General features: G+C 58.1%; 25 protein-coding genes. 12 read left to right on the forward strand and 13 right to left on the reverse strand.

Features of this window, described 5'->3' with window-relative positions; genetic code table 11:
- The first annotated feature begins 292 nt into the window (after nt 1-292).
- Complete coding sequence (locus MHM86_RS11755) at nt 293-2,341, forward strand: TonB-dependent receptor domain-containing protein (protein ID WP_239199689.1); 2,049 nt, start codon at nt 293-295, stop codon at nt 2,339-2,341.
- Between the two features lie 124 nt (nt 2,342-2,465).
- Here MHM86_RS11755 and MHM86_RS11760 read toward each other — a convergent pair whose 3' ends face one another.
- On the reverse strand, nt 2,466-2,945 hold the full coding sequence (locus tag MHM86_RS11760; RefSeq protein ID WP_239199692.1) for a MarR family winged helix-turn-helix transcriptional regulator: 480 nt from the start codon (nt 2,943-2,945) through the stop codon (nt 2,466-2,468).
- Nucleotides 2,946-3,088: 143 nt separating this feature from the next.
- Between MHM86_RS11760 and MHM86_RS11765 the strand changes: the two genes are divergently transcribed.
- Complete coding sequence (locus tag MHM86_RS11765; protein WP_239199695.1) at nt 3,089-3,382, forward strand: DUF2218 domain-containing protein; 294 nt, start codon at nt 3,089-3,091, stop codon at nt 3,380-3,382.
- A gap of 19 nt (nt 3,383-3,401) precedes the next feature.
- Here MHM86_RS11765 and MHM86_RS11770 read toward each other — a convergent pair whose 3' ends face one another.
- The 5 genes from MHM86_RS11770 to MHM86_RS11790 all read right to left on the reverse strand — a co-directional run bounded on the left by MHM86_RS11770 (nt 3,402) and on the right by MHM86_RS11790 (nt 7,319).
- Nucleotides 3,402-4,160 carry an ABC transporter ATP-binding protein gene (locus MHM86_RS11770; RefSeq protein ID WP_239199698.1) on the reverse strand — a complete coding sequence of 253 codons (759 nt, stop codon included), beginning with the start codon at nt 4,158-4,160 and terminating at the stop codon, nt 3,402-3,404.
- Entirely contained in the window at nt 4,157-5,158 is a 1,002-nt protein-coding gene (locus MHM86_RS11775; protein ID WP_239199702.1) for an iron chelate uptake ABC transporter family permease subunit, read from the reverse strand. Before MHM86_RS11775 ends, MHM86_RS11770 begins: the two co-directional genes overlap by 4 nt.
- Complete coding sequence (locus MHM86_RS11780) at nt 5,151-6,110, reverse strand: ABC transporter permease (RefSeq protein ID WP_239199705.1); 960 nt, start codon at nt 6,108-6,110, stop codon at nt 5,151-5,153. Before MHM86_RS11780 ends, MHM86_RS11775 begins: the two co-directional genes overlap by 8 nt.
- 26 nt (nt 6,111-6,136) lie before the next feature.
- Nucleotides 6,137-7,048 carry a siderophore ABC transporter substrate-binding protein gene (locus tag MHM86_RS11785; RefSeq protein WP_239199709.1) on the reverse strand — a complete coding sequence of 304 codons (912 nt, stop codon included), beginning with the start codon at nt 7,046-7,048 and terminating at the stop codon, nt 6,137-6,139.
- A 121-nt stretch (nt 7,049-7,169) separates the two neighbouring features.
- Nucleotides 7,170-7,319, reverse strand: a complete 150-nt coding sequence (locus MHM86_RS11790; RefSeq protein ID WP_239199712.1) for a hypothetical protein — start codon at nt 7,317-7,319, stop codon at nt 7,170-7,172.
- A 544-nt stretch (nt 7,320-7,863) separates the two neighbouring features.
- Here MHM86_RS11790 and MHM86_RS11795 point away from each other — a divergent pair.
- From MHM86_RS11795 to MHM86_RS11805, 3 genes are all read left to right on the forward strand, one after another.
- The gene (locus tag MHM86_RS11795) at nt 7,864-9,018 is read left to right on the forward strand and encodes an ABC transporter substrate-binding protein (protein ID WP_239199715.1); all 1,155 of its coding nucleotides are present in this window, start codon (nt 7,864-7,866) and stop codon (nt 9,016-9,018) included.
- A 64-nt stretch (nt 9,019-9,082) separates the two neighbouring features.
- Nucleotides 9,083-10,144: an iron ABC transporter permease gene (locus MHM86_RS11800; protein ID WP_239199719.1), complete on the forward strand. Its 1,062-nt coding sequence runs from the start codon at nt 9,083-9,085 to the stop codon at nt 10,142-10,144.
- Nucleotides 10,141-10,917 carry an ABC transporter ATP-binding protein gene (locus MHM86_RS11805; protein WP_239199722.1) on the forward strand — a complete coding sequence of 259 codons (777 nt, stop codon included), beginning with the start codon at nt 10,141-10,143 and terminating at the stop codon, nt 10,915-10,917. The genes MHM86_RS11800 and MHM86_RS11805 overlap by 4 nt, the downstream gene beginning before the upstream one ends.
- Nucleotides 10,918-10,952: 35 nt before the next feature.
- Here the strand turns inward: MHM86_RS11805 and MHM86_RS11810 are convergent, their stop codons facing one another.
- The 3 genes from MHM86_RS11810 to MHM86_RS11820 all read right to left on the reverse strand — a co-directional run bounded on the left by MHM86_RS11810 (nt 10,953) and on the right by MHM86_RS11820 (nt 13,345).
- Nucleotides 10,953-11,558 (reverse strand): helix-turn-helix domain-containing protein, encoded by a 606-nt coding sequence (locus MHM86_RS11810; RefSeq protein ID WP_239199725.1) that lies wholly within the window; start codon nt 11,556-11,558, stop codon nt 10,953-10,955.
- A gap of 320 nt (nt 11,559-11,878) precedes the next feature.
- The gene (locus tag MHM86_RS11815) at nt 11,879-12,616 is read right to left on the reverse strand and encodes an amino acid ABC transporter permease (RefSeq protein ID WP_239199728.1); all 738 of its coding nucleotides are present in this window, start codon (nt 12,614-12,616) and stop codon (nt 11,879-11,881) included.
- A gap of 9 nt (nt 12,617-12,625) precedes the next feature.
- Nucleotides 12,626-13,345: an amino acid ABC transporter ATP-binding protein gene (locus tag MHM86_RS11820; RefSeq protein ID WP_304651014.1), complete on the reverse strand. Its 720-nt coding sequence runs from the start codon at nt 13,343-13,345 to the stop codon at nt 12,626-12,628.
- Nucleotides 13,346-13,540: 195 nt separating this feature from the next.
- On the opposite strand from MHM86_RS11820, the gene MHM86_RS11825 reads away from it, so the two are divergent.
- The 3 genes from MHM86_RS11825 (at nt 13,541) to MHM86_RS11835 (ending at nt 16,284) form a co-directional block, all read left to right on the forward strand.
- On the forward strand, nt 13,541-14,320 hold the full coding sequence (locus MHM86_RS11825; RefSeq protein WP_239199731.1) for a transporter substrate-binding domain-containing protein: 780 nt from the start codon (nt 13,541-13,543) through the stop codon (nt 14,318-14,320).
- An 81-nt stretch (nt 14,321-14,401) separates the two neighbouring features.
- Nucleotides 14,402-15,052 (forward strand): glutathione S-transferase family protein, encoded by a 651-nt coding sequence (locus MHM86_RS11830; protein ID WP_239199734.1) that lies wholly within the window; start codon nt 14,402-14,404, stop codon nt 15,050-15,052.
- A 101-nt stretch (nt 15,053-15,153) separates the two neighbouring features.
- Nucleotides 15,154-16,284 carry an aminotransferase gene (locus MHM86_RS11835; RefSeq protein WP_239199737.1) on the forward strand — a complete coding sequence of 377 codons (1,131 nt, stop codon included), beginning with the start codon at nt 15,154-15,156 and terminating at the stop codon, nt 16,282-16,284.
- On the opposite strand, the gene MHM86_RS11840 is transcribed toward MHM86_RS11835, so the two are convergent.
- On the reverse strand, nt 16,238-17,140 hold the full coding sequence (locus tag MHM86_RS11840; protein ID WP_239199740.1) for a LysR family transcriptional regulator: 903 nt from the start codon (nt 17,138-17,140) through the stop codon (nt 16,238-16,240). The genes MHM86_RS11835 and MHM86_RS11840 overlap by 47 nt on opposite strands.
- A gap of 145 nt (nt 17,141-17,285) precedes the next feature.
- Between MHM86_RS11840 and MHM86_RS11845 the strand changes: the two genes are divergently transcribed.
- Complete coding sequence (locus MHM86_RS11845; RefSeq protein ID WP_239199743.1) at nt 17,286-19,475, forward strand: alpha-ketoacid dehydrogenase subunit alpha/beta; 2,190 nt, start codon at nt 17,286-17,288, stop codon at nt 19,473-19,475.
- Complete coding sequence (locus MHM86_RS11850; RefSeq protein ID WP_239199745.1) at nt 19,472-20,749, forward strand: FAD-binding oxidoreductase; 1,278 nt, start codon at nt 19,472-19,474, stop codon at nt 20,747-20,749. The genes MHM86_RS11845 and MHM86_RS11850 overlap by 4 nt, the downstream gene beginning before the upstream one ends.
- 55 nt (nt 20,750-20,804) lie before the next feature.
- Here MHM86_RS11850 and MHM86_RS11855 read toward each other — a convergent pair whose 3' ends face one another.
- Nucleotides 20,805-21,335 carry a CBS domain-containing protein gene (locus tag MHM86_RS11855; RefSeq protein WP_239199747.1) on the reverse strand — a complete coding sequence of 177 codons (531 nt, stop codon included), beginning with the start codon at nt 21,333-21,335 and terminating at the stop codon, nt 20,805-20,807.
- A gap of 84 nt (nt 21,336-21,419) precedes the next feature.
- Between MHM86_RS11855 and MHM86_RS11860 the strand changes: the two genes are divergently transcribed.
- A complete protein-coding gene (locus tag MHM86_RS11860; protein ID WP_239199749.1) occupies nt 21,420-21,620 on the forward strand; it encodes a hypothetical protein in 201 nt (66 codons plus the stop codon).
- 90 nt (nt 21,621-21,710) lie between these two features.
- Here MHM86_RS11860 and nqrM read toward each other — a convergent pair whose 3' ends face one another.
- On the reverse strand, nt 21,711-21,944 hold the full coding sequence (nqrM, locus tag MHM86_RS11865) for a (Na+)-NQR maturation NqrM (protein WP_239199751.1): 234 nt from the start codon (nt 21,942-21,944) through the stop codon (nt 21,711-21,713).
- Nucleotides 21,945-21,961: 17 nt separating this feature from the next.
- Nucleotides 21,962-22,981, reverse strand: a complete 1,020-nt coding sequence (locus tag MHM86_RS11870; protein ID WP_239199753.1) for an FAD:protein FMN transferase — start codon at nt 22,979-22,981, stop codon at nt 21,962-21,964.
- A gap of 177 nt (nt 22,982-23,158) precedes the next feature.
- Here MHM86_RS11870 and MHM86_RS11875 point away from each other — a divergent pair, with 177 nt between their 5' ends.
- A complete protein-coding gene (locus tag MHM86_RS11875) occupies nt 23,159-24,502 on the forward strand; it encodes a Na(+)-translocating NADH-quinone reductase subunit A (protein ID WP_239199755.1) in 1,344 nt (447 codons plus the stop codon).
- Nucleotide 24,503: the final 1 nt, after the last annotated feature.

Below are 24,503 nucleotides of genomic sequence, written 5' to 3' on the forward strand. Positions count from 1 at the left end.
CTGCCTGGCGCAGGATCGCCATGATTTGTGCGTCGCTGAATCTTGCGTTCTTCATCCGAATTCTCCTCGGTCATTCCTGCCGGAAAAATTCTACTTTTGAACACCACGATTTTGCGGGAGGATTACCGTACAACTGGCGCCTCTACATACGTGTAAATCTGCTGGTTTTGCGCCGCTGAGCCTTAACATGCACTTGCATGTCGAGGGCGTTTTCGTTTAGGACACGCACAGACACCCTCGCCAGCCCCGAGTCAGGGCAAGCCCGGACCAACTCTGATTCTTGGGGAACCAAATGACCTATCCGACCGTGTTTTCGCGGTCCCGTCTGCTCTGCGGGACTGCTCTCGTGATGTTGTCGGCTCTGCCTGCTTTTGCGCAAGACGCCGTCACTGACGAAGATCTGACTGTTTACTCCCTCGACCCGATCGACATGCGTGCGCTTGACCCGCTGGGCGAAGCGGCGGACCGTGCCACGTCGGCTTATGTCAGCGCTGCAGAGATTGAGCGGGCTGCAATGGGCGATCTGAAGGACTTGTTTGCTGGTATCGCCTCTGTTTCTGTTGGCGGCGCTATTCCGGTGGCGCAGAAGCTTTTTGTGAACGGTGTGGATATGCTAAACCTTGCCATTCAGGTTGATGGCGTGTCGCAGAACAACCGTACTTTCCACCACGCCAGTGCCAACGCCTTCGACCCCGGTTTGATGAAAGCTGTGCGGGTCGATCCGGGCGTCGCCCCAGCGGATGCCGGTCCTGCAGCGATTGCGGGCCGTGTGGTTCTGGAAACCGTTGATGCGGCGGACATTCTGGACGAGGGTGCGACATTCGGCGGTCAGACAAGGTTGAGCTACGCTAATAACGGCAGCACTAAAGCGGGGTCACTGACATTGGCCGGACGCAGCAACGGGTTTGAGGTGCTGGGCTACGTAAAACGTGTTACCGGCGATGAATACGACGATGGCAACGGCGATGAGGTGTCAGGCACCGCACCCGATATTAACGTCAAACTTCTTAAACTGGCCTATGAGTCAGATCAGGGTCACCGCGTGGAGCTGTCGAGCCAGCAGATGGTTGATGATGGTTTGCGCAATCTCCGCGCAAACTTTGGCCCGTCGGCAAATAACCCGGTTGCGCGCCGTTACGACACGACGCGGACTGTGCATTCGCTGCGCTATGAAAATGACAATGGCGAAGGTTTCTGGAACCCCAGCGCCACTGTTGGTTTTTCCGAAAACGAAGTGGACACGCTGCTACTGCTGGCTGGGTCGCCCTATGATGGGTTGCGCTTCATCGGTACCACGCGATCCTATAATGCGACGCTGCAGAACAAATTCTATCTGTCGCAGAACAACACCATTACCGCCGGTGTCGACTATCTGGACCAACGCAGCAGCGCCGAGAGCAATAGCCAACCAGGCAACACTCCCTTTGAAAAGAGTAAGACCTTCGGTGTGTTCGCACAGGCCCGACTGGAGCCGACTAAACGGCTGAACGTTTCTGCGGGGGTGCGCTATGACTGGAACGATTTCACCGGCAATGATGCAGCCCAGACAGGCAATATCTTCGAAGACAAAGAACAGGGTGCCAGTGCCAACCTTTCTGTTGCGTTTGGTGTCACAGATGCTCTGAGCCTGCGAGCGGGTTACTCCAACGTTTTCGGCGGCTATCAGGTCGAAGACAACTTCCTGTTTGACAGTTTCTTCCTCTACAATGGTTTAGAAACGCGCCGTGGTCAGAACATCGTTGTCGGTGCCGATTGGACCTCTGGTGGCTGGACACTTGGGGCAGAGGTATTCCGCACCAAATTGGATAATGTACGCGAAACCGGCCGTCCGGTGCGTGGGGTTCGTACTGTAGATGCCTACGACTTTGAGGCGCGCGGCGTCAACCTTGGCGCCAGCTATGATTGGGGCAGCGGCTTTGCACGATTGACGTATTCCAACAGCGAAAACAAGGTGAACGGTGAAAACGCTTCCAGCTATCAGGTGCTCGATTCTGGCGCACCGCTGGGGCAGGTTCTGGCGCTGCAGCTGCAGCAAGAATTGCCACAATGGAACATGGTCGTCGGTGGTGGCGTAGATGTGGCACTGGACTACGATCACGACCCGGTCGGCGATCCCTATGCGGTGGAAGAATTTGCCAGCTATGAGGTGGTCAATGTGTTCGCCGAATATCAGCCGCCGTCGGTGGACAATCTGGTGATCCGTGCGCAGGTCACCAACCTGTTTGATCGCGTTTATGCAGATCGGGCGACATATGGCGGTGATTATACCGAGGGCGCGACTTTCGCCACGCTGAAAGAGCCGGGCCGCACCTTCTCGCTGGTCCTGAGCTCTAAGTTTTAAGCGATTTGGCAGCCCCGCCGGACCCGCAGGAGCGTGGTAACGGCGGGGGATTGGAAGATGGTCAAAAGGAAAACAGCGCGGGAGCCACCCGTGCTGTTTTATGCCAGATATTCCGTAATATACCTCAGCGGTTGAGTTTCAGCAGTAGCCACGACAGTGCGTAGGCTTCATCCGTGCTCATAAAGGGGGCCAGTTCCTGCTGCATCGCCTCTGCATAAATCGGCCAGATTTTTTCGTGCAATCCAGTGCCTTCCCTGGTCAGGAACAGGATCTGCTTGCGACGGCCATCGGTGATGAACTCGCGCCGTACAAACCCTTCTTTTTCCAGCCGGGCCACGTGGCGAGACAAGGCATATTGCGGGATCGAGAGTTTCTCTTCCAATGCGGCCATTGGTTGGCCTTCGGGGCCGGATCGGTCCACCTCTAGCAGGATTTCGAACCAGATTGGATCGTTGACCCCGTGTTTTTTCAACGTCTTCGTAAGCCGCGGCAACAGCCTGCGGTGGGCGCGCATGATGCCGAACCAAGCACGGTTGAAGGCAATGTTGTGATCGTCATCGTCAAAAAACGTTAGAATGTCTGCAATGGGATCTGAAGCCGTCATGGGGGTGTCCTGTGGTCGGTCAGGGGATGTTTGTTGCAATTGCATGTGAGCTATATTATCATTTTATATCATATATATAAGATCTAAAATCGTCATGTGCTGCAATGCTTTGTGGTGAGGCGTGTTACTGCAGGAGGTTTGCTGTGAAAACGAATGCTGAATTCCGTTCGCCCTGGGCGGTGAAGTATTTTGAAACGATGGTCAAACACTTCTCGCAAAAGATCGAAGTACAGAAAACGGATGCAGGGGCGCATCTGCTTTTTGTGTGCGGTACAGCGGATCTGACCCTCTCGGAGAACCGGATTGTGATCGACATCACCGCCCCGCATACGGCGGCGTTGGAGATGACCTGTGATGTGGTGGAACGGCACCTGCTGCGCTTTGCCTTCCGTGAAGCGCCGGAACCACTGGCCTGGACCACCGTGTCAGAGGTTTAGTCAGAGGTTTAGCGCAGGATCAGCGGTGATAAAGGGCGAACCGGCGATCGTTGAGTGACGTTACTTCAATCTCTGTCTGGTAGAGATCGCTGAGTGCGATGCTGGTTGCCACCTCAGTGGTAGGGCCACTGAACACCACCTGACCTGCGCGCATTGCCACCACATGGTCGGCCCATGCGAGGGTAAAGTTCAGGTCATGCAGTACGACAACCACGCTTTTTCCGCCATGATCGACCATCTGACGCAGATGCGCCATCAGGCTGCGGGCATGTTTCAGGTCCAGATTGTTTAGTGGTTCATCGAGGAGAAGCCAGTCGGTGTCCTGCGTGTAAGCCATTGCCAGAAAAGCCCGCTGACGCTGGCCGCCAGACAGTTCATCCAGAAACCGATGGTGCAGGGCGGTTAGATCAAATCGCTTCAGCGCATCGGAGATGGCGGCGTTATCTGCGGCTGAGAGCCGGCCCTGGCTGTGTGGCCAGCGGCCAAAGCCAACCAGATCCGCAACCCGGATCCGACTGCCCACATGAAGCTGCTGCGCGACAATGGCCATGCGCTTGGCCAGAACTTGTGGATCAATTTGCGTCAGGTTTTCGCCGCCAATGCGCACTTCCCCGACCGAAGGCGTCAATTGCCGTGCAATGGCCCCCAGCAGAGTGGACTTTCCTGCTCCGTTCGGTCCGATCAGCGCAGTGATCTGATTGCGCGGCAGCTGGGTTGTGATGTCATTCAGGATTTGGTGATCTGCAATGACATAAGACAGGTGAGAGACGTCGATCATTTGATTTTTCCTCGTGCCAGCAGGGTCAGAAACAACAGGCCGCCACAGAACTCGATCACCACCGCAAGGGAGGATTGCAGGTTCAGGATGCGCTCGAACAGGGTTTGGCCGGTGACAAGGATCAGGCAGGCAATCAGCGCCGCGGCGGGGAGCAAAAGACCGTGGCGGTGGCTGCGCATCAGGCTGTGGGTCAACGCAGAAACCAGAAGCCCCAGAAAAGCCAGTGGTCCCACCAATGCGGTAGAAACCGAGACCAGCACAGCAATCGCCGCGAGTACTTGCAGTTGCAGTCGATCATAGCGCAGGCCCAGCGACTGGGCGCTGTTGCGCCCCAGTGCCAGTACATCCAGCCTGCGGTGGCTGCCAGCCAACCAGATGAACAGCGCGCCCATCAGCGTGGCGGCAATGGTCAGCGCGTCGCGGTCGATGCCGCCGAATTGGGCGAACATATCGGCCTGCAGCATGGCAAATTCAGATGGATCCAGCAGCCGTTGCAGAAAACCGGTTATGGTGCGGAACAACAGGCCAAAGATCACCCCGACCAGCACCAACAGTTGGATGTCGTGGCGGGCGCGGCGCAGCACCGCGGCAAAAATCGCCATTGTGGCGCCGATCATCATAGCCGTGTCGCCGAGAAAGACTGTGGTGTTGTCCCAAAATTGCAGCGACAGCGCTGTGCTGAAGAAAACGAGGACCGTTTTCATCAGCAGGAACAGCGCATCAAACCCCATGATCGCAGGTGTCAGGATCCGGTTGTTTGTGAGCGTCTGAAACAAAACGGTCGCCACCCCGACAGAGGCTCCGACACAAAGAAGGCCGCCCAGTTTCACCAGCCGCAGTTGCAGGATATAGCTGGACTGCCAGCCACCGCCCCAGAACAGGAACACGCCACAAGCCACCACCAGCGCCAGTGCTAACGCCCACAGGTGGCGATTCGTTAATGGGTGCGGGCTGTTGCCGCGATAGGCCGGGGGGGCGGGTAAGCTGATGTCATGCATGGGATCGCCGCCCGAGCAACAGCGACAAGAAAACCACTGCGCCGACGATGCCAAAGATGGTGCCAGCGGGGATCTCATAGGGAGAGCGCAGGACCCGCCCCAGCATGTCGCAGACTAGCACCAGCCCACCGCCAATGCCTGCGACCACGGGCAGGCTTTGTCGTAGGTTATCCCCCATCAGCCGTGACACCACATTTGGCACCACCAGTCCGACAAAGGGCAGGGCTCCAACGGTCACAATCACCAGCGCTGACACCATAGAAACTGTCGCTACCCCCAGTGCCACGATCTGACCGTAACGCAGGCCTAGGCTGATCGCCAGTCCCTGACCAAGGCCCGCAATGGTGAACTGGTCAGCGGCGAAATAGACCAGAACAGACAGCGCGCCTGCCAGCCACAGCAGCTCATACCTGCCAGCCAGCACGCCGGAGAACTCGCCACTCATCCAGACGCCGATGAACTGGATCAAGTCAAATTGATAGGCAAAGAAGGTCGCGATCGACATCAGCACCCCGGCATAGATCAACCCGACCAGCGGGATCAGCAGCGGCTGTTGCGGCGGCAGGCGGCGCGACAAATGTAGAAAACCCAGCGTGCCCGCCAATGCCGACAGGGCCGCGATGGTCATCTGCAGGACAATCGGCCAGTCCGGTGCCAGAAGGGTCACAGCCAGCAACCCCAGCATCGCCGCCTCATTGGTGCCAGTTGTGCCGGGTTCCACAAAGCGATTGCGCACAAGTAGCTGCATGATCACACCCGCCACCGCCATGCTGGCCCCCGTTAGCAGGGTCGCCAATGTGCGCGGCAGGCGGCTGATCAACAGCAGCTGCAGCTTTTGAGGGTCATTTAGCAGGCCCGACAGAGTCAGAGCTTGCGCCCCAAGAAACAGACTGCCGACCGAGAGGGTCAGCAGTCCGCTAAAGGTTAGCATGTAATAGTGGCGTGGCTGCATGGAGGTGGCTGTGTTGCGTGTTGCAATCAGCGATCGCCGTTGAAGCCATGGGTGATGTCATCCAGCGTGCGCATCACCGACTGATACCCGCCACCGGCGATATAGATATCGGCAGCGTTCAGATAGATCACCTGACCTTTTTGCCACGCGGTGGTTTTGGCAACCAAAGCATTGTCCAATGTCGTCTTTGCGGCATCGTTTTTCTGGCCAATCGCTGCGGCGCGATCAACGACCAGCATCCAGTCGGGGTTCGCTTCAGCGATAAATTCGAAGGACACTGCTTCGCCATGGGTCTGGGCGTCCACGCCTTCGACCGTTTCGGGCAGGTTGAGCGCTTCATGTACCCAACCAAAGCGTGATCCTTTGCCGTAGACTGAAACTTTGGGGCCATTGGTCAGCACGATCAACGCAGTGCCCTTGTCCGCAACCGCTTCCTGTGCGGCGCTGAGTGCGGCGTTAAATTTCGCTTCGAGTGCGGCGGCTTCAGCCTCTTTGCCCATCAGGGCGCCGTAACCGCGCAAACGGTCCAGCGCGATGTCCATATGGCCTTCTCCCCAGATGGTCATGTCGATTGTCGGGGCAATCTCTGCCAGCGCTTCATACTGCTTGGAGGAACGGCCACCGGCAACGATCAGATCGGGTGCCATCATTGCGATCGCTTCAAAATCCGGTTCAAACAGGCTGCCTGCCGGTTTGGCGCTGGCGGCGACCTGATCTAGATAATTGACGTAGAGGTTGCCCGGCACACCAGCCAGCGGCACGTTGAGTGCGTTCAGCGTATCAACGGCGGCAATATCCAGCGCAACAATGGTTTTGGGCGCTTTCGCGACCTGCGTGTCACCGCGATAGGTCGACAGGGTCACATCATCGGCAACAGCGGCAGAGCCAAGGCTGATTGCAGCAACAGAAAGAAGGGTACGGAGGTTGGTCAAAGCCATTAGGAACACCACGTAGAGCAAGAAGAATTGGAAAGCTGGCGGTGGCTGGCTGGAGGGTTGGCGGCAACCTAAGGCGGTTCGGGTGGGGCGTCCAGAGTAGAAATTGCGCGTCACTACTCACCTAGCTGGTGCGGTATCTTCGCCGTACCTCGGACGGTGCGGCGTCAAAGGCGCGGCGGAAAGCGGCGGCGAAATTGGCGGTGGGGGCATAGCCAGCCATCTCCGCTGCGGCCTCAAGGCTGTGCAACCCCAGACCTTCCTGCAGTCTCACCGCTGTAACAAGCCCGGAAAATACATCCGAATTCGGGAAAACAGTGCGGGGTTTGGTGCCCCTCGGCGGGAGAAGCGGCGGCCGACATGGCAGGGCACCGTTTGGAATTCGTCGCCTCGCGGACCGAAGATGCAGGCGTGCGTGTTTCGCAGGTCGGTATTGGTGGCATGGTGTTTATCCGCCCGACTTTGCTGGCACCGTAAGCGGCTCTAACATCCTGAGCGACGGGCTGTCGCGCCGTATCTCCTACACGTTGACCTATGCCAATACCCAGAAATTGGGGCAGTGGGATCCGGTTCTGCAACTCATTTATAATAAAAAGGAAATGGATGTGGTTAGCGCCTACGGCGTGAACAAAAATCTGAGTGCTACGGCCAAGAATAACTTCGCTGTTGCGGGCGGTGTGCTGATTGCCTCCCTGAGCACCGAAAACGACGAAGCCTTGCAGCGTCGCGCGTGCGGCGGTTACTTGACAGTTTCTGTATACTACTGCACATAGCCCGCGATCATGCACTGCGCATGACACTCAGTTTAGGAGAGACCCATGAAAGTCACATCGTTGACACGGGGTCTCTGCTCCGCTGCCGCAGCACTGACGCTTAGCTTCGCGTCCGCCACGATCGCCCTTGCAGAGACCATCAAAATCACAGACATCGCAGGCCGCGTTGTCGAAGTGGAAAAGAACCCATCCAAAGTGGTGATCGGTGAAGGCCGCATGATCTATTCGATCGCGCTGTTGGATCAGGACAACCCCTTTGCCCGTGTCGTTGGCTGGAAAGATGACATGATCAACTATGACCCGGATGCTTACCGCAAGTATCTGGCGACCTATCCAGAAATCAAGGATCTGCCCAGCTTTGGCAGCCCCTATTCCGATGAATGGAACCTTGAGGCGGTGATCGCGCTGGGCACTGAGGTTGTGTTCATGAACCTCGGCAACCTGTTGAAAGCGCAGGAAAGCGGTATCATTGACAAGCTGGCAGAGGCCGGTGTGGCGACGGTGTTTGTGGATTTCCGTCAGGATCCCACCGCCAACTCCATGCCGTCGATTCAACTGATGGGCCGTATCTTTGACAAACGTGATGAGGCCGACGCTTTTGCTGATTTCTATCAGCAACAGACCAAGCTGATCTATTCGCGCGTCGCGAAAATCCCCGCCGAAGAGCGCCCCATCGTGTTCATCGAAAACGCGGCTGGTTATAACCCGAACAAATGTTGTTCGACCTATGGCGCGGCGAACCTTGGCCGTCTGGTGGACCTGTCCGGTGGTCGCAACTGGGGGTCGCTGAAATTCCCCGGTTTCAAAACCAACGTCAGCCTTGAGGCATTGTTTGCCGACGACCCAGAGGTGATCATCGGCACCGGTGCCAACTGGTCCGAAGCCAACCCCGACACCATCGCTGTTCTGTTCGGCTACGAAGCAGATGAGGCGACCGTGCAGTCCCGTTTGGCTGGCCTTGCTGCGCGTGAAGGCTGGGGCGAATTGTCGGCGGTCAAGAACGGCCGGTTCCATTCCGTTTACCACCAGTTCTACAACAGCCCTTATCATTTTGTGGCGATGCAGGCCTTTGCCAAGTGGCTGCACCCGGAGCTGTTTGCCGATGTTGATCCAGACGCGACCATGAAGGCGCTGCACGATCAGTTCCTGCCGATCGACTATTCCGGTGTCTTCTGGGGCACGCTGGACGCTGGCAGCTGATCACGCTGCCATCTGCCCCGCCCGCATGCTGACGGGCGGGGTATTCTTTTTCGGGACATATGACATGAGTGTTGAACTGACCGCAGATCAGATGCGGCAGGCCTATGCCTCACAGGTTGCGCGCCGCTATGGCATGATTGCAGCGGTGGCAGGTTTGCTGGCATTAAGCTTTTTTCTGGATGTGGCGACGGGGCCGGGGCACTACCCGCTGTCCACCGTGGCCGAAGTGCTGACCGATCCCCTGTCGCACGGCGTGCGGCTGAAGGTGATCGTCTGGGATTATCGCCTGCCGGTGGCGGTGACGGCTGTTCTGGTTGGCGCGTTGCTGGCCGTTGCTGGCGCCCAGATGCAGACGATTTTGAACAACCCGCTGGCCGAACCCTTTACGCTGGGGGTGTCGGCTGCGGCTAGTTTTGGGGCGTCGCTGGCGATTGTGCTGGGGGTGTCGGTCATCCCTGCGGTGGGGCCGTTACTGGTCACGACCAACGCTTTTGTCTTTGCGCTCGCGACTTGCGGTATCATTCTGTTTGCAACGCGTCTGAAAGGCGTGGGGTCGGAAACCATGATCCTCTTTGGCATCGCGATTTTCTTCACTTTTTCGGCGTTGCTGGCCTTGATGCAATATATGGCGTCAGAGGATCAGATCGCGCGGATCGTGTTCTGGATGATGGGCTCGCTCAGCCGCGCCAGCTGGGAAAAAATCGGGCTGGCAAGCCTTTTGCTGTCGGTCGCTATTCCGTTCAGCCTTTATCGGACGTGGCCGATGACAGCGCTACGGATGGGCGAGGCGACCGCCGAAAGCATGGGCGTCGATGTGGGCCGTCTGCGGGTGGAGATGTTGATTTGCATCTCGCTTTTGGCAGCCACGGCGGTGTCCTTTGTGGGCACAGTCGGGTTCGTTGGTCTGGTGGGGCCGCATATCGCGCGTCTCTTGGTGGGGGAGGATCAACGCTACTTCGTGCCGCTGTCGGCGCTGGTCGGGGCGCTGGTTCTGTCGCTTACCTCGCTGATTTCAAAATCTATCACGCCGGGGATCATCTATCCCATTGGCATCATTACGTCACTGATCGGGGTGCCAGTCTTTATCTCCATCATCCTCAGCACCCGTCGGGAGAAGCTGTCATGACCTTAAGCGTAGAAAATCTGCAAGCAGGCTATGGTCGCACCCGTATCCTGAAGGATGTGACGATCCCTGCGATGACGGCTGGCAGCTTTGTCGGGCTGATTGGTCCCAATGCTGCGGGAAAGTCTACGTTGTTCAAGTCATTGGCGGGATTGGTGGCACCGATGGCAGGGCGGATTACACTTGGCGGTGATGACATTACCCACCTGCCGCGCCGCGACCGCGCGCGCCGTATCGCATATATGCCGCAGGCCTATGGCTGCAACGCATTGCTGAGCGTGTTTGAAAGCGTTCTGCTGGCGCTGAAACAGACCACCGGCTGGCGGGTACAGGGGGATAATCTGGACCGTGTCGCTGACACCCTGTCAGCGTTGGGTTTGTCCCATCTGGCGGATCGAGGTATTGCGGACCTCAGTGGGGGGCAGGCGCAGATGGTGGCGGTAGCGCAGACCATTGTGCGCGCGCCAGAGGTGATCCTGTTGGACGAACCCACCAGCGCATTGGATCTGCATCACCAACTGTCGATCCTGACCTCCGTGCGCAGTGAGATGCAGCGGCGCCAGCCGGTGATTATGGCAGCATTGCATGATTTAAATCTGGCGGCCAAATTTTGCGACCGCTTGGTCCTTTTGCGCGCAGGTGAGGTGCTGGCTGATGGCCCGCCAGCGGAAATTCTGGCGCTGACAGAAATTGGCGAAACCTACCGCGTGGAAACCGATTTGGAACACACCCGCCGCGGCGCGCTTTACGTAGATGCACGTCTGCCGGCGGTGTGATTTATGAACGGCTGGTGCAATAGGCCTGATACCTGTCAGAGGCCAAAGAACTCCACTGGCGCACCTTCGTGAAGGTGCGCCTCTTCGGGTCGCATCAGTTCGACGTCGGCAGAGACCATATTACCGCCAATGGCATTGAATGAGATGGTCCAGCCGTCTTTGACGATCATTGATAGATCGCTGGGAATCCGCCAGATCGCGCCGGACCCCGGCGTGCGCGATACGGCACGGATCTGGTCGATGTGATTGTGGATGGCACGGGCCGCAACGCCGCGCACAAAGGGCATAGCCGGAAAGCCGACGGCTGCACCGGTCAGGTGATACCGCTGTGCCATGCCCTGACTGATCGCCACCAGAATATAGCTTTCGCCATAAAACAGTCCGCCAATGCGGTCCGAGCCCATAACCCCATCCAGAATAGCTGGTTCAACCATCGCCCGCAGATAGGCCAGCGTGCGATTGGGATGGCGACGCGACACCACCAGATGGTTCATCATCTTGGGCGCACGTTCCCAACGCGACAGGGTCGAGGGGGAAATGCGTAGCGCATCTGCCAGTTCGTCCTGTGACCACCCGAATCCACGCCGTATTTTGGCAAGGGCGTGGCCATCATGTTCTATATTTGTTTCAGAAGTGCTCATTTAATGACAATCTTATGACGTGTGATAGATGGGTAAGGTACAGCTTATCAGTATGTCCATTCTTTTTGTCATTGGTTACAACCCATTCAGTGCGTCAGTGACCGATGTTTGGAAATTATTCTGTGTTCGGTTTGGTTTACGAGTGCGTGTAAAGAGTATGGTCCGAGGGACTTTGGGTAAAATCGCCAGCCGCGTCAGAATTTGGGGCGTGGTTTGGTCCGGGATTTATGTGTTTGTGTAGATGCCCTGCGAGGGTGAGGGCTGGTCCGTGAGTGGTGCCAGCCCTCATTTGTGTGTCCGCTCTAGACGGCCCGCAGTTTTCAGGCTTCAGCCGCGTTCATGCGTCGTTCCAGCCAACGTACGCCGGCGGATACGATCAGGATCAGCACCAGATATTCCAGCACCAGAATGGTGTAGATTTCCAACGGGCGATATTCGGATACGACCAGTTCGTTTGCTTTGCGCGTCAACTCCTGCATGCCGATCACCGACACCAGTGATGACATTTTTAGCATATAAACCAGTTGGTTGCCCAATGCGGGCAGGATGCGGCGAATGGCTTGTGGCAGAATTACATAGCGCATGGTGTCGCGATAACTGAGGGATATGGACTGCGCCGCCTCGTACTGGCCTTTGTGGATCGACTGGATGCCTGCGCGGAAAATCTCTGCCTGAAAGGCGCTGTCTGACAGCGCCAGTGCCAGAACACCGGCCCAGAACACGTTGAGGGTGATGCCGCTGAGTTGTGGCAGGCCGTAGTAGACCCACAGGATCAGCACCAGAATGGGCACCGCCCGAACAATTTCCACATAGGTGCGGTTTAATGCGCGCCAGCCACGCTTGGCTGACAGGCCTGGCAGCGCGATCAGCAGACCCAGCGTGATGGAAATCAGGATCGCCGTGACCGACATTAGCACCGTGTTATAGGCGCCGCTGATCAGAAACCGCAGGTTCGCCGCGCCATTGGGGGTCGTAGGGTCAACGACATACCAGCCCCAGTTGCCCGAACAACCAGACAGCAAAAACAGGGCAGGCAGAAGAAGGAGGAAACGTTTCATATCTGCGCCTCAGTGGTTCAGGATTTGTTGCAGGAAAGTGGCGCAGCGCTGGGATTTAGGCGCGGTAAAGAACGCCTCGGGCGTACCAGTTTCGACAATCTCACCCTTGTCCATAAAGACCATGCGATCGGCCACGCGGCGGGCAAAGCCCATTTCGTGAGTGACCACGATCATCGTCATGCCGCTGTCGGCCAGTTCGGTCATTACATCCAGCACTTCGGCGATCATTTCGGGATCAAGGGCGGATGTTGGTTCATCAAACAACATAATGCGTGGTTCCATACACAGGGAGCGTGCGATGGCGACGCGCTGTTGCTGGCCGCCGGACAGCTGGCGGGGGAACTTCTCGGCTTGATCTGGGATCTGCACCCGCTCCAGATAGGTTACGGCGCGTTTGCGGGCCTCGTCCTCGCTCAATCCCAGCACGCGGCGAGGGCCAAGGGTAAGGTTCTGCAAAACGGTTAGATGGGGAAAGAGGTTGAACTGCTGAAACACCATGCCAACGGAACCGCGGATTTGGTCCAGACTGGTGCGGCTGTCGTCCAGGGTGGTGCCTTCGACAGTGATTTCGCCCGCCTCATGTGCCTCCAGCTGGTTTATACAGCGGATCAGCGTCGACTTACCTGAGCCAGAGGGGCCGCAGACCACCACGCGTTCGCCTTTCTGCACATCAAAGGACACCGATTTCAGCGCCTGAAAATCGTCAAAATACTTGGACACACCGCGCATCGAGATGACCGGAGTGGTTTCTTCAGTGATGTCTGGCGCTGCGATAGGGGAGGCATTGGTCATCGGATTGGTCGGCCCTTTGGCAACAACAATTAAAATACGGGTCTGCCACAAAAAATTGATCCCTTTTGAGGTCGCTCTTTCCATGGCTCTTTGGCAAACTAGATATGCGCAAACGGTTTAAAAGGGAAAGATATGAAATTCTTCAAGATTGCTGCCGCGGTTGCGGTCATGGCTGTGTCCGGCGTCCAAGCGTCGGCAGAGTCCGCATTGAGCGAAATCCTCAGCTCTGGCGTGCTGAAAGTGGGCACAACAGGTGACTGGAACCCGATGACCATGCGCAATGTCGCGACCAATTCCTATGAAGGTTATGACATAGATGTGATGACTGAACTGGCCTCCGATCTGGGGGTTGAAGTCGAATTCGTCCCCACTGACTGGAAAACGCTGGTCGCAGGTGTGACTTCTGGTCAGTATCACATCACCGGTTCTGCCTCTGTGTCGCCGTCTCGGGCGAAAACAGCAGGCTATTCCGAAAGTTATTTCTCGCTGGCGACCGTGCCGCTGACGCTGAAGACGAATGAGGGCCGCTTTAACGACTGGGACGACCTGAACACCGCTGACGTTTCCGTTGCCGCAACACTGGGCACCACGCAGGAAACGCAGGTGAAGCAGTATTTCCCCAACGCCACCCACCGCATTGTCGAAGCGCCCGCGCGTGACTTCCAAGAGGTGCTGGCAGGCCGTGCGGATGCCAACATCACCTCGAACGTGGAGGCGAATAAGCTGGTCGCTAAATATGATCAACTGATGATCGTACCGGTGAGCGAAGGCCGCTCGCCCACTCCGATCGCCATGCTGTTGCCGCAGGATGATCAGGTGTGGATCAACTATGTAAACACCTGGATCGCGCTGAAGCAGGAACGCGGTTTCTTTGATGAGCTGGGCCGTAAATGGCAACTGCTGGCGGAGTGATCCGTTTTTTGCACTGACAAAAGGGGGCAGGGGGGAACTTCTGTCCCGTTTTTATTTCCCACATCCCGAAAGATCCCGCCTATGTTGCAGATGTATTCCGATCCGGTGTCCCTTTATTGTGCGAAGCTGCGCATTCTTATGCGCCACAAAGGCATCGCGTTTGAGGAACTGCCGCCCCCCGGTGGTTATGGGTCCGTTGAATATCGTCGTATCGTGCCTTCCGGTACCCTGCCTGCGATCCTGCATGAGGGGATGCAACTGGCGGATTCCGAGGCGATTGCCGAATATCTGAATGAAGCCTTTCCGGATGTGCCGATGTTGCCCGAAGATCTTCAGCTGCGTGCCAAAGCGCGAGAGAAGAGCCGGTTTCACGACACCAAACTGGAACCCGCTGTGCGCGCATTCTTTCCACAGGTCGCCTATGAGGGGCGCGATCCTACGAAGGTGAAGGAACTGGGCGATGCCCTCAGCACTATCATGGGCGCGTTGGAATTATTGCTGGATCATAGCCCACTGGATCCAGACGCACTCTATATCGCGGATTGCGGATTTGCGGTGACGTTGAGCTGGATCCGTGAATTTGAAAAGGGCTGTGGGCTGCAGGTCACATGGCCCGATGGGGTGCTGGCCTACGAGGCACGGTTGATGGCGCATGCTTCGGTGGCGGATGAATTTGCCGTCTACCGGGGGGCGATGGATGGCTACATGACAAAGGCTTATCCTGCCGCCTAGGCTCACCATACCGAAGTTCCAGCGGATTTACGGAGAGGCCATCGGCAGTCTAAGCAGGGGAGGCATCCGTCATTCGTCATTGCCTAGAAAGGACCAAGCACATGTATATCCGACCCTTTGGCGTTGAAATGTGGATGAACGAGTTTGAGACCAAATGCGAACTCAATCTTGCTGAAACCTGTGTCACCGCCATGACCCTTGGCGATCTGGTGGAATTGTCGGGGCAAGGCGATGCGCTGTGGCCACAGCTGACCTCGATGCAGATGACTTATGGTGCGATCGAAGGATCTGACCGTCTGCGCGATGCGATCTGCGGCCTCTATGATCATCAAACCCGTGACAATATCCTGACCACCCACGGCACCATCGGGGCCAATTCGCTGGTGCATCAGACGTTGGTGGCTCGTGGCGATCATGTGATCTCCGTCGTCCCCACTTATCAGCAGCACTATTCTATCCCCGAAAGCATCGGCGCTGAGGTGGAACTGCTGCACCTGCGGGCGGAAAACGATTTTCTGCCGGATTTGGAAGAGCTGCGCCAGATGGTGCGTCCTGACACGCGGCTGATTGCGATCAACAATCCCAACAACCCTACCGGCGCGCTGATGGATCGCGCGTGTCTGGCGCAGATTGTTGAGATGGCGCGCTCTGTCGATGCGTGGCTCTTGTGTGATGAGGTTTATCGCGGCATCGATCAGGTGGGCGATGGTATGACGGCCGCAATTGCTGATCTCTATGACAAGGGGATCAGCACCGCAAGCATGTCCAAAGCCTATTCACTGGCCGGTCTGCGCGTCGGTTGGATTGCAGGGCCGAAAGAGCTGCTGCATGACGTCTTGCTACACCGCGATTACAACACCATTTCTGTCGGCAAGATTGACGAATTTCTGGCCGCAATCGCGCTGGAAAATAGGGACAAAATCCTGTCCCGCTCGCGTCAGATAACCCGAGATAACCTTGCGATCTTGGATCACTGGATTGCGGCGGAACCTCTGATCAACTGGGTAAAGCCGAAATCCGGCACCACCGCGCTGCTGCGCTATGACCTTGATATGTCGTCGCGCGATTTCTGTGTCACGCTGTTGCAAGAGGAAGGTGTGCTGCTGACCCCCGGCTCCGCGATGGACATGGAGGGCTGGTTGCGTATTGGCTACACGAACCCGACCGAGGATCTGAAGGCGGGCCTTAAGCGTCTGTCATCGTTTCTGAAACGTCACGCTCCAGCCAGTTGATCAACTGCTCTAACGCAGTGCTCTGGCCGCCGGTTTTGGGCCAGACCAGATAATATGTCCCCTCGGCCTCTTGCAGGCCAGGGTGGGCGGGCACCACGCGACCGCGCGCAATTTCGGCGCGGGCGAGGTATTCGGGCAGCAACGCCGCGCCAAAACCTTCGGCCACCGCTTCGGTCATATTGGTGAACTGGTCAAACAGCATGCCGCGCAACCGGCTGGCGATGAGGTCGTGCTGGGCAAACCATGCCTCCCACGCGCCGGGGCGGCTTTCTAGGTGCAAGAGCGGTAGTTCCAGCAACTGTTCCGGTGACAGCGGTAGGGCAGGGGCAAAATCGGGGGCGCAAACCGCCATCACCCGTTCAGCCGCGAGTGGCAGGTAATGCACACCGGGCCAGTTCTGACTGCCAAAGTGCAGCGCCGCATCGAACGGTTCTTGCTGGAAGTCAAATGGCGACACGCGTGTGGCCTGATTGATCTGGACCTCTGGATGCGCACCGCAGAAGTCGCGCAAGCGTGGGGTCAGCCAATACATGCCAAAGGTCGGCAACACCGCTAGGTTCAGGCTGCTGCGCGACCCCGTTGCCTTCACCTTCAGGCTGGCCTGCGCTAGTTGTTTCAGCACACTGCGCACCGATTGGGCATAGGTTTCGCCCGCCAGTGTCAGCTTCAGCCCCTTGCCATCACGCACAAATAGGGTGACGCCCAGCTGTTCCTCCAGCACCTTCAATTGACGGCTGACGGCTGAGTGTGTCAGCGACAGATCCTGCGCCGCCGCCGTGGCGCTCCCCAGCCTGTCGACTGCTTCCAGCGCCATGAGGGAATTGATGGATGGTAGGAACCGTCTTGGGGTGACCATGTGAGCTTTTCTCCAATGTCTGCGATTTCTTAGCGTTATTTTTCCCTAAATCGAAATGATAGTTTACCAATATGAACACCTGCCTCTCTGGGCGCGAATTTTCGGGCGCGTAGCATGGCGCCGCTATTCAGATGGAAACACCGCTATGGACCGTGCTGCAATTGTGCATCAGAACTTTTTGGACCGTGTTGCTGCTGGCGACTTGCCTGCGGGGAATGCGCCTGTTGGGCCACTTTCGCCGCAGGATGCGGTGTCGATCTACCGATCAGGTTGCCTGTCGCGGGCGATGGATCTGAAAAGTCGCGCGATGCAGAAGGCGGGGCAGGGGTTTTACACCATCGGCTCCTCTGGTCACGAAGGCATGGCGGCGATCGCGGCGGCGCTGCGGCCCACGGATATGGCGTTTCTGCATTACCGTGATGCCGCGTTTCAAATTCAGCGCGGCGAACAGGTGCCGGATCAGCAGGTCGCGCGGGACATGATGCTCAGCTTTGCCTGTTCCAGCGAGGATCCCATTTCCGGCGGCCGGCACAAGGTGCTGGGCTCCAAGGTGCTGAACATCCCGCCGCAGACATCTACCATCGCCAGTCATCTGCCTAAGGCGGTTGGTGCGGCCTATTCCATCGCGCAGGCCAAGCGGCATCGTCCCGAACATGCGGTGTTGGCAGATGACAGTATTGTCTATTGCAGTTTTGGCGATGCCTCGGCCAATCACTCCACCGCGCAGGGCGCGTTCAACACAGCGGGCTGGACGGCGTTTCAATCGGTGCCGATGCCGATCCTTTTTGCCTGTGAGGATAACGGAATTGGCATTTCCACCAAAACACCGAAGGGCTGGATCGCCGCCAATTTTCGGAACCGCCCGGGGATCAAGTATTTCGCCTGTGATGGTCTGGATATCTACGACACTTACGCCACTGCATTGGCCGCGGCAGACTATGTCCGTAAAAAGCGCAAGCCTGCCTTCCTGCATGTGCGCACCGTGCGCCTTTACGGTCACGCAGGTGCGGATATAGCCACCAGCTATCTGCCGAAGGCAGAGGTGGAGCGGGACGAGGCCAATGATCCTTTGTTGCATTCAGTTCGTTTGCTGGGCGTCTCAGGCGCGTTGCAACCGGCAGAGGCGCTGGCGATCTACCGCGATGCGTTGGCAGAGGTAGAGACGCTGGGCGACTGGGCCGCCACGCGCCCACATCTGCAATCGGCGGAGGATGTCATGACTTCTCTCATCCCTCCTGCGCGAAATCACAGACCTGCAAATGGGCCTGACGCGGCAGCGCGGGAGGCCGTATTCGGCAGTGATCTGCGCGCCATGGCTGAACCGCAAATCATGTCGCGGCTGATAAACTGGGCACTGACAGATCTGATGCTGGCACATGGTGAAATCGTGATGATGGGCGAAGACGTCGGTTTGAAGGGCGGAGTTTACGGTGTTACTCAGAAACTGCGCCAACGCTTCGGGCAAGACCGGATGATCGACACGTTGCTGGATGAACAGTCCATTCTGGGCCTCGCCATTGGTATGGCACAAAACGGCTATACCCCGATGCCGGAAATTCAGTTCCTTGCCTATCTGCATAACGCTGAGGACCAGATCAGGGGCGAGGCCGCGACGCTGCCCTTCTTCTCCACGGGGCAATACACCAACCCGATGGTGATGCGGATCGCAGGCCTCGGCTATCAGAAGGGGTTCGGTGGACATTTCCATAACGACAACTCCGTCGCCGTTCTGCGCGATATTCCGGGCGTTATTCTGGCCTGTCCGTCAAATGGCGCGGATGCGGCCAAGATGCTACGCGAATGCGTGCGATTGGCGCGCGAAGAACAGCGGGTTGTGGCGTTCCTAGAGCCCATCGCGCTTTACCCAATGCGGGATCTGCACGACGATAAAGATGGCGGCTGGATGCAGCACTATCCCGATCCGGCGGAAACGATTGCGCTGGGCGAGGTTGGCGTTCATGGCGACGGGCAGGATCTGGCGATTGTGACCTTTGGTAATGGCACCTACCTCAGCCACCAGGCGCTGCCCGCACTTGAGGCGGCAGGGATCAAAGTGCGGATCATCGACACGCGCTGGCTGTCGCCCTTGCCGAAGGACGCGTTGACACAGGCGGCCGCCAATTGTCACAACATTCTGATCGTTGACGAAACCCGCCATTCTGGTGGCGTCGCTGAAGGCTTGATGGCGCATTTCCATGAGGTATCAGAGGCGAAGTTGGCGCGGCTAACGGCCGAAGACAGCTTTATTGCCACCGGCCCCGCCTATGCTGCCACCATGCCGTCCAAGGACAGCATCACCGCTGCCGCGTTACAATTGATGGGCAAAAGGTCATGAGCGATAATCATGCACAGGGCCTTTGGGCGGCAAGCCTGACAAACGCGGTGGAAGCCGCGCCGCTCACTGCCGACCTCAGCGTCGATTTGGCAATAATTGGAGGGGGCTTTACCGGCAGTGCCGCAGCGCTTGCGGCGGCGGAACGTGGTGCCAGCGTCGCGCTACTAGAGGCGCATGAGATTGGTTATGGCGGATCGGGTCGCAATGTGGGGTTGGTCAACGCGGGCCTATGGCTGCCACCCGAAACCATTGTTGCTCAGATGGGCGAAGTCGCGGGGCGCCGCCTGATTGACACGCTGGGGCGTGCGCCGGATCAGGTGTTTGGTCTGATCAAACGGCATGGAATTGCCTGCGAGGCAACCCGCGCGGGCACGTTACATTTGGCCCATGCGCCAAGTGGTTTGAATGATCTGCAGGATCGGTTCCGACAGGGCAATCAGTTCGGCGCCGCGCTGCAGCTTCTTGACGCGGATCAGGTTCGGCAGCGTACCGGATCGGATGCTTTTCACGGCGCGCTTTTGAACCCGTCGGCGGGGACGGTGCAGCCGTTGGCCTATTGTCATGGCCTTGCCTGCGCGGCGCAGGGGGCGGGGGCAAGGCTGTTCGGGCATTCACCCGTTCAGGCGCTGCGTCATGAGGGGGGGCAGTGGCATCTGTTCACGCCCGACGGATCTGTTCGTGCTAAGGCGTTGCTGGTTGCAACCAATGCCTATGCCGAGGCGGCGGCACTGCCCCAGCGCCCGCAGTATGTGGCGGTGAACTACTGTCAGTTCGCCACTGCGCCGCTGAGCGAGGCGCAGCAAGCACAGTTTTTACCAGCGGGCGAGGGCTGTTGGGACACCGCGCAGGTGATGTCATCCGTGCGCCGTGATGCGGCGGGGCGGTTGATCGTTGGTGGTATGGGCAACAGCACCGGATTGGGCGGGCCGCTGCATGCCGGCTGGGCGCGGCATAAACTGCAGCGCCTGTTTCCTGATCTGGGCGATATGCCGTTTGAACACCATTGGACGGGGCGCATTGCGATGACACGCGATCATGTGCCGAAGGTGCAGATCTTTGGGCCGAACGCCTATGCGATCTTTGGCTATTCGGGACGTGGGATTGGGCCCGGCACGGTTTTTGGTGCAACTGCGGCAGAGGCGTTGCTGACTGGCAAGACAGCCGTGTTGCCGGTTGCGCCAGTTGAGGCTTACGCGGAACGTTTCACCGCAGCCCAGGGTGCGTTTTTCGAGTTTGGTGCCACAATGGTGCACAGCCTGCAACGGCTGCGCTGATCATCAGAACGTTGGGTGAGGGGCGCTGCCCCTCTTAATCCGGCGCTGTGTGTGTTTAGCCCACAATCAACTGTTTCAGTTGCAACGCCTCATGTTCCAGAAGTTTCAGACGATGCTGGATCGCGTCGCCGATGGTAATCATCCCGCATAGGCGGTCCTGTTCCACAACCGGCATATGGCGGAAACGGCCGTCGGTCATGGTTGTGAGGACAGACATCAGCGTATCCTCTGGTGTGCAGCTGAGGACGTCGTGGGTCATGATTTCGCCGACCCGTTGGGCCAGTGTTTGATCCGGCGCCTCTGTCGCGGCCAGTTGGCGCACGATATCGCGTTCTGACAGGATGCCGCAGAGCGTCCCGTCGAGGTTCACAGCCACCAGCGCCCCGATTTTCTGATCTCGCAGGATCCTCACCGCGTCCCGCAACGTGTCGTCGGGGGTCACGGAATGCACCACGCGGTCTTTGCCGGACAAGAGGTCGGCGACAGTGGCGCTGGTTTCAAAGGTGTTGCTGGTAAGGCTTTGGCTGCTGGTGCGGGTATTACTCGCACTGTCGCCGCGGGTCGGTGGTTGGTATGATGTCGGCATCTTTACGCTCCTCCTGACTTGATCGCACCCATGATGCCATGTCAGTGAAGCGCAGCGAGAGGCCCTTAGGCAAGGAAAATCAAAGTGCTGTCACAATATCTGATCAGCGGCGAACTGGCATTGAGCCCGGCTGTTGCCACTTTTTTGTTCGTGGTCGCGGTGCTGGCAGGCACCCGATACCGGTCTGTGTGGAAGGCCGAAGGTTCTGCTGCGCAACTGTGGGGGTGCGGGCTTCTGGCAGGGGGATGCCTGTTGATCTTGGGCTTTGTTCCGATCGCAGGCTGAGGCGACGGTTACAATAATTAAGGCAACAAAAAACGCGGCCTGTTAGGGCCGCGTTTTGGTCTTTCTTCAGGCTGATCAGCCTTGGGCGCGTTAGTGCGCTTCCATATCTTCGACCATCTTGCGTGCGCGTGGGCAGGCCAGACGTTCCCGCAGTGGGCTGTCGGGATCGATTTCCTTTTTGCAGACCAGGCAATGATCCGCATCCGCGATGGCATTGAGGCCACCACAGCTGCCTTTGATCCGCTTGCCCATCAGCATGACGCCCAGCGACATGCCGATCATTACAACTGCGAAAAAGGCAAAGGTGAAGAGGAAGGTTTGCATGACGCGCCTCCTTTAAATCAGGCTTGCAGAGCTTGGAAACGCGGGCTGGCGGTGGTGACAAAGTCACTGGTGCCACGTTCGATGAACAGAACGGCGAGGTTCTGCTGTTTGGCGATTTCCATGCCGCGCTCTTTGCCCAGGACCAGCATTGCGGTGGCCCATGCGTCTGCCAGCATGGCGTTGTCGGCCAGTACGGTTGCAGATGCGGTGCGGTGGGTCACTGGGCGGCCGGTTTTGGCGTCCAGAATGTGCGAATAACGCTGGCCGTCTTGCTCGAAATAGTTGCGGTAGTCGCCAGAAGTGGCAAGCCCCATGTTTGACAGGCGCGCAACCTGCTGCAGCGCGGGCGAAGCGGTCAGCGGAGTTTCCACACCAATGCGCCAATCCAGACCATCGGGGTTCTTGCCTGCGGTGACGATGTCGCCGCCTACTTCGACCATGTAGTCCTGCAGACCCAGCGCTGCCAGCGCCTTGCCTGCGGCGTCTACGCCGAAACCTTTGCCGATGGCAGACAGGTAAACGGTTGCGTCACTTTTGAGCTTACGAACCTGAGTGCCGCGAATCTCCAGCACGTCTTGCTGGCCGGTGACGGCCGCAACGCGGGTGATTTCTGCAGCAGAAGGTGCGGCGCTGGTGGTGCCTTTTGCGCCGAAACCCCAAAGGTCGATCAGTGGGCCGAGGGTAACGTCAAACTGGCCATCGCTGGCGGCGTTGATGTCGTTTGCAGCCTGCAGCACTTCGGCCAGTTCAGGTGAAACGGTCAGGGTCTGACTGGAATTGGCGGCGTTCAGGCGCGACACTTCAGAGTTAGAATCCCAGTTAGACATCAAGGTGTTAACGCGGGCAAAAGCCATGTTAACTGCGTCTTGAGCCTGCGCTTGGGTGACGGCGTTTTTGTGATCTACTGCGGTGATCTTGTAGGTCGTCCCCATGGTGACGCCGGACATCTCAATCACGTTGGAACGCGATTGGCAGGCGGCCAGCGCAACGGGGAGCCACAGGACGGTACGGCGGGAGAATTTGATGCTTTTGGTCACTGAGGAACTCTCTTTTTTGCTGGTGTGACGTATACGCACACATGCGCGAAGTGACTTGCGACATATTGACGCAATCTCGTTTTGACCCGTGGCTTCACTCAGCACATCGAATATCCGGTGCCTCAAATTGCGCGGTGGTAACAATGCCGCGCCCGTGACAGCGAAAGCGTAGTGGACGTGCAGCAGTTTAAACTGAAAAAAGGCCTCACCCTCCCTGTGTCCGGTGCCCCGGATCAGGGGGAAATTACCCCATTTGATGTAAAGACCGTTGCTATATTGGGCGCGGACTACATCGGGCTGAAACCTCGACTGAATGTGCAAGAGGGCGATGTGATCGCCGCTGGCGCACCGGTCTTTGCCCACAAAGACACCCCCGATGTGAAAGTCGTGGCGCCTGTGTCCGGTCGAATCAAGGCCGTGAACCGTGGCGCCCGTCGCGCATTGATCAGCGTGGAGATCGAAGTGGACGCCAGCGCTGCTGCGCCGGTGGACTTCTCTGCCGTGGGCGACGTTAGCACCGCCGACGGTCTGGCAGAACGCCTGTGCGCCGCTGGTCTGTGGACATCGTTCCGCACCCGTCCTTATTCCAAGGTGCCCGCATCCAGCGATCGTCCGGCCGCAATCTATGTGACGGCGATGGACAGTGAACCGCTGGCAGCAGATGCCGCGCGCATCATCGCGCTGGCGCCGACGGCGTTTGCCAAAGGTCTGGCCGCGATCACCGCACTGACCGAGGGCAAGACCTACCTATGCCATGAAATCGGCGCAGACGTGCCCGGTGGCGATCTGGCGGGTGTTGAGGCGGTAGGCTTCTCGGGCCCGCATCCCGCGGGTCTGGCTGGCACGCACATGCACTTCCTTGAGCCGCCGACTGCGGCCAAAATGGTCTGGACGATCGGCTATCAGGACGTGATGGCGATCGGCAGCCTGTTGGAAACCGGCATTTACCCTGCCGACCGTGTGGTTGCGCTGACTGGCCCAATGGTCAAGCGCCCGCGCCTTGTCAGCACCGTTGTGGGTGCGTCGATGACCGACCTGCTGGCCGAGGATCTGGCGACAGATACCCCGCTGCGTATCGTGTCCGGTTCAATCCTGTCGGGCCGCGCTGGTGAAGGCGTCAGCGCCTATCTGGGCCGCTACGCACGTCAGATCACCCTGATCGAAGAAGATCACAAACAGATCCCGATGGGGTGGATTCGTGCCATGCCCTCGAAATACGCTGTTCAGCCGGTTCTGGGATCGGCCTTCAGCAAGAAGATCTACAACCTGACCTCTAACCTGAACGGTGGCCGCCGCGCCATGGTGCCGATCGGCACCTTCGAGCAGCTGATGCCGCAGGATTTCCTGCCCACGCAACTGCTGCGCGCAATGCTGGTGATGGACACCGATCAGGCACAAGCCCTTGGCGCTCTGGAACTCGACGAAGAGGATCTGGGCCTGATGGGTTTTGCCTGCCCCGCTAAATATGAATACGGCATCGCACTTCGCGATTGCCTCACCAAGATCGAGAAGGAGGGCTAAC

The organism is Thalassobius sp. Cn5-15, from assembly GCF_022347685.1.
Lineage (GTDB): Bacteria > Pseudomonadota > Alphaproteobacteria > Rhodobacterales > Rhodobacteraceae > Thalassobius.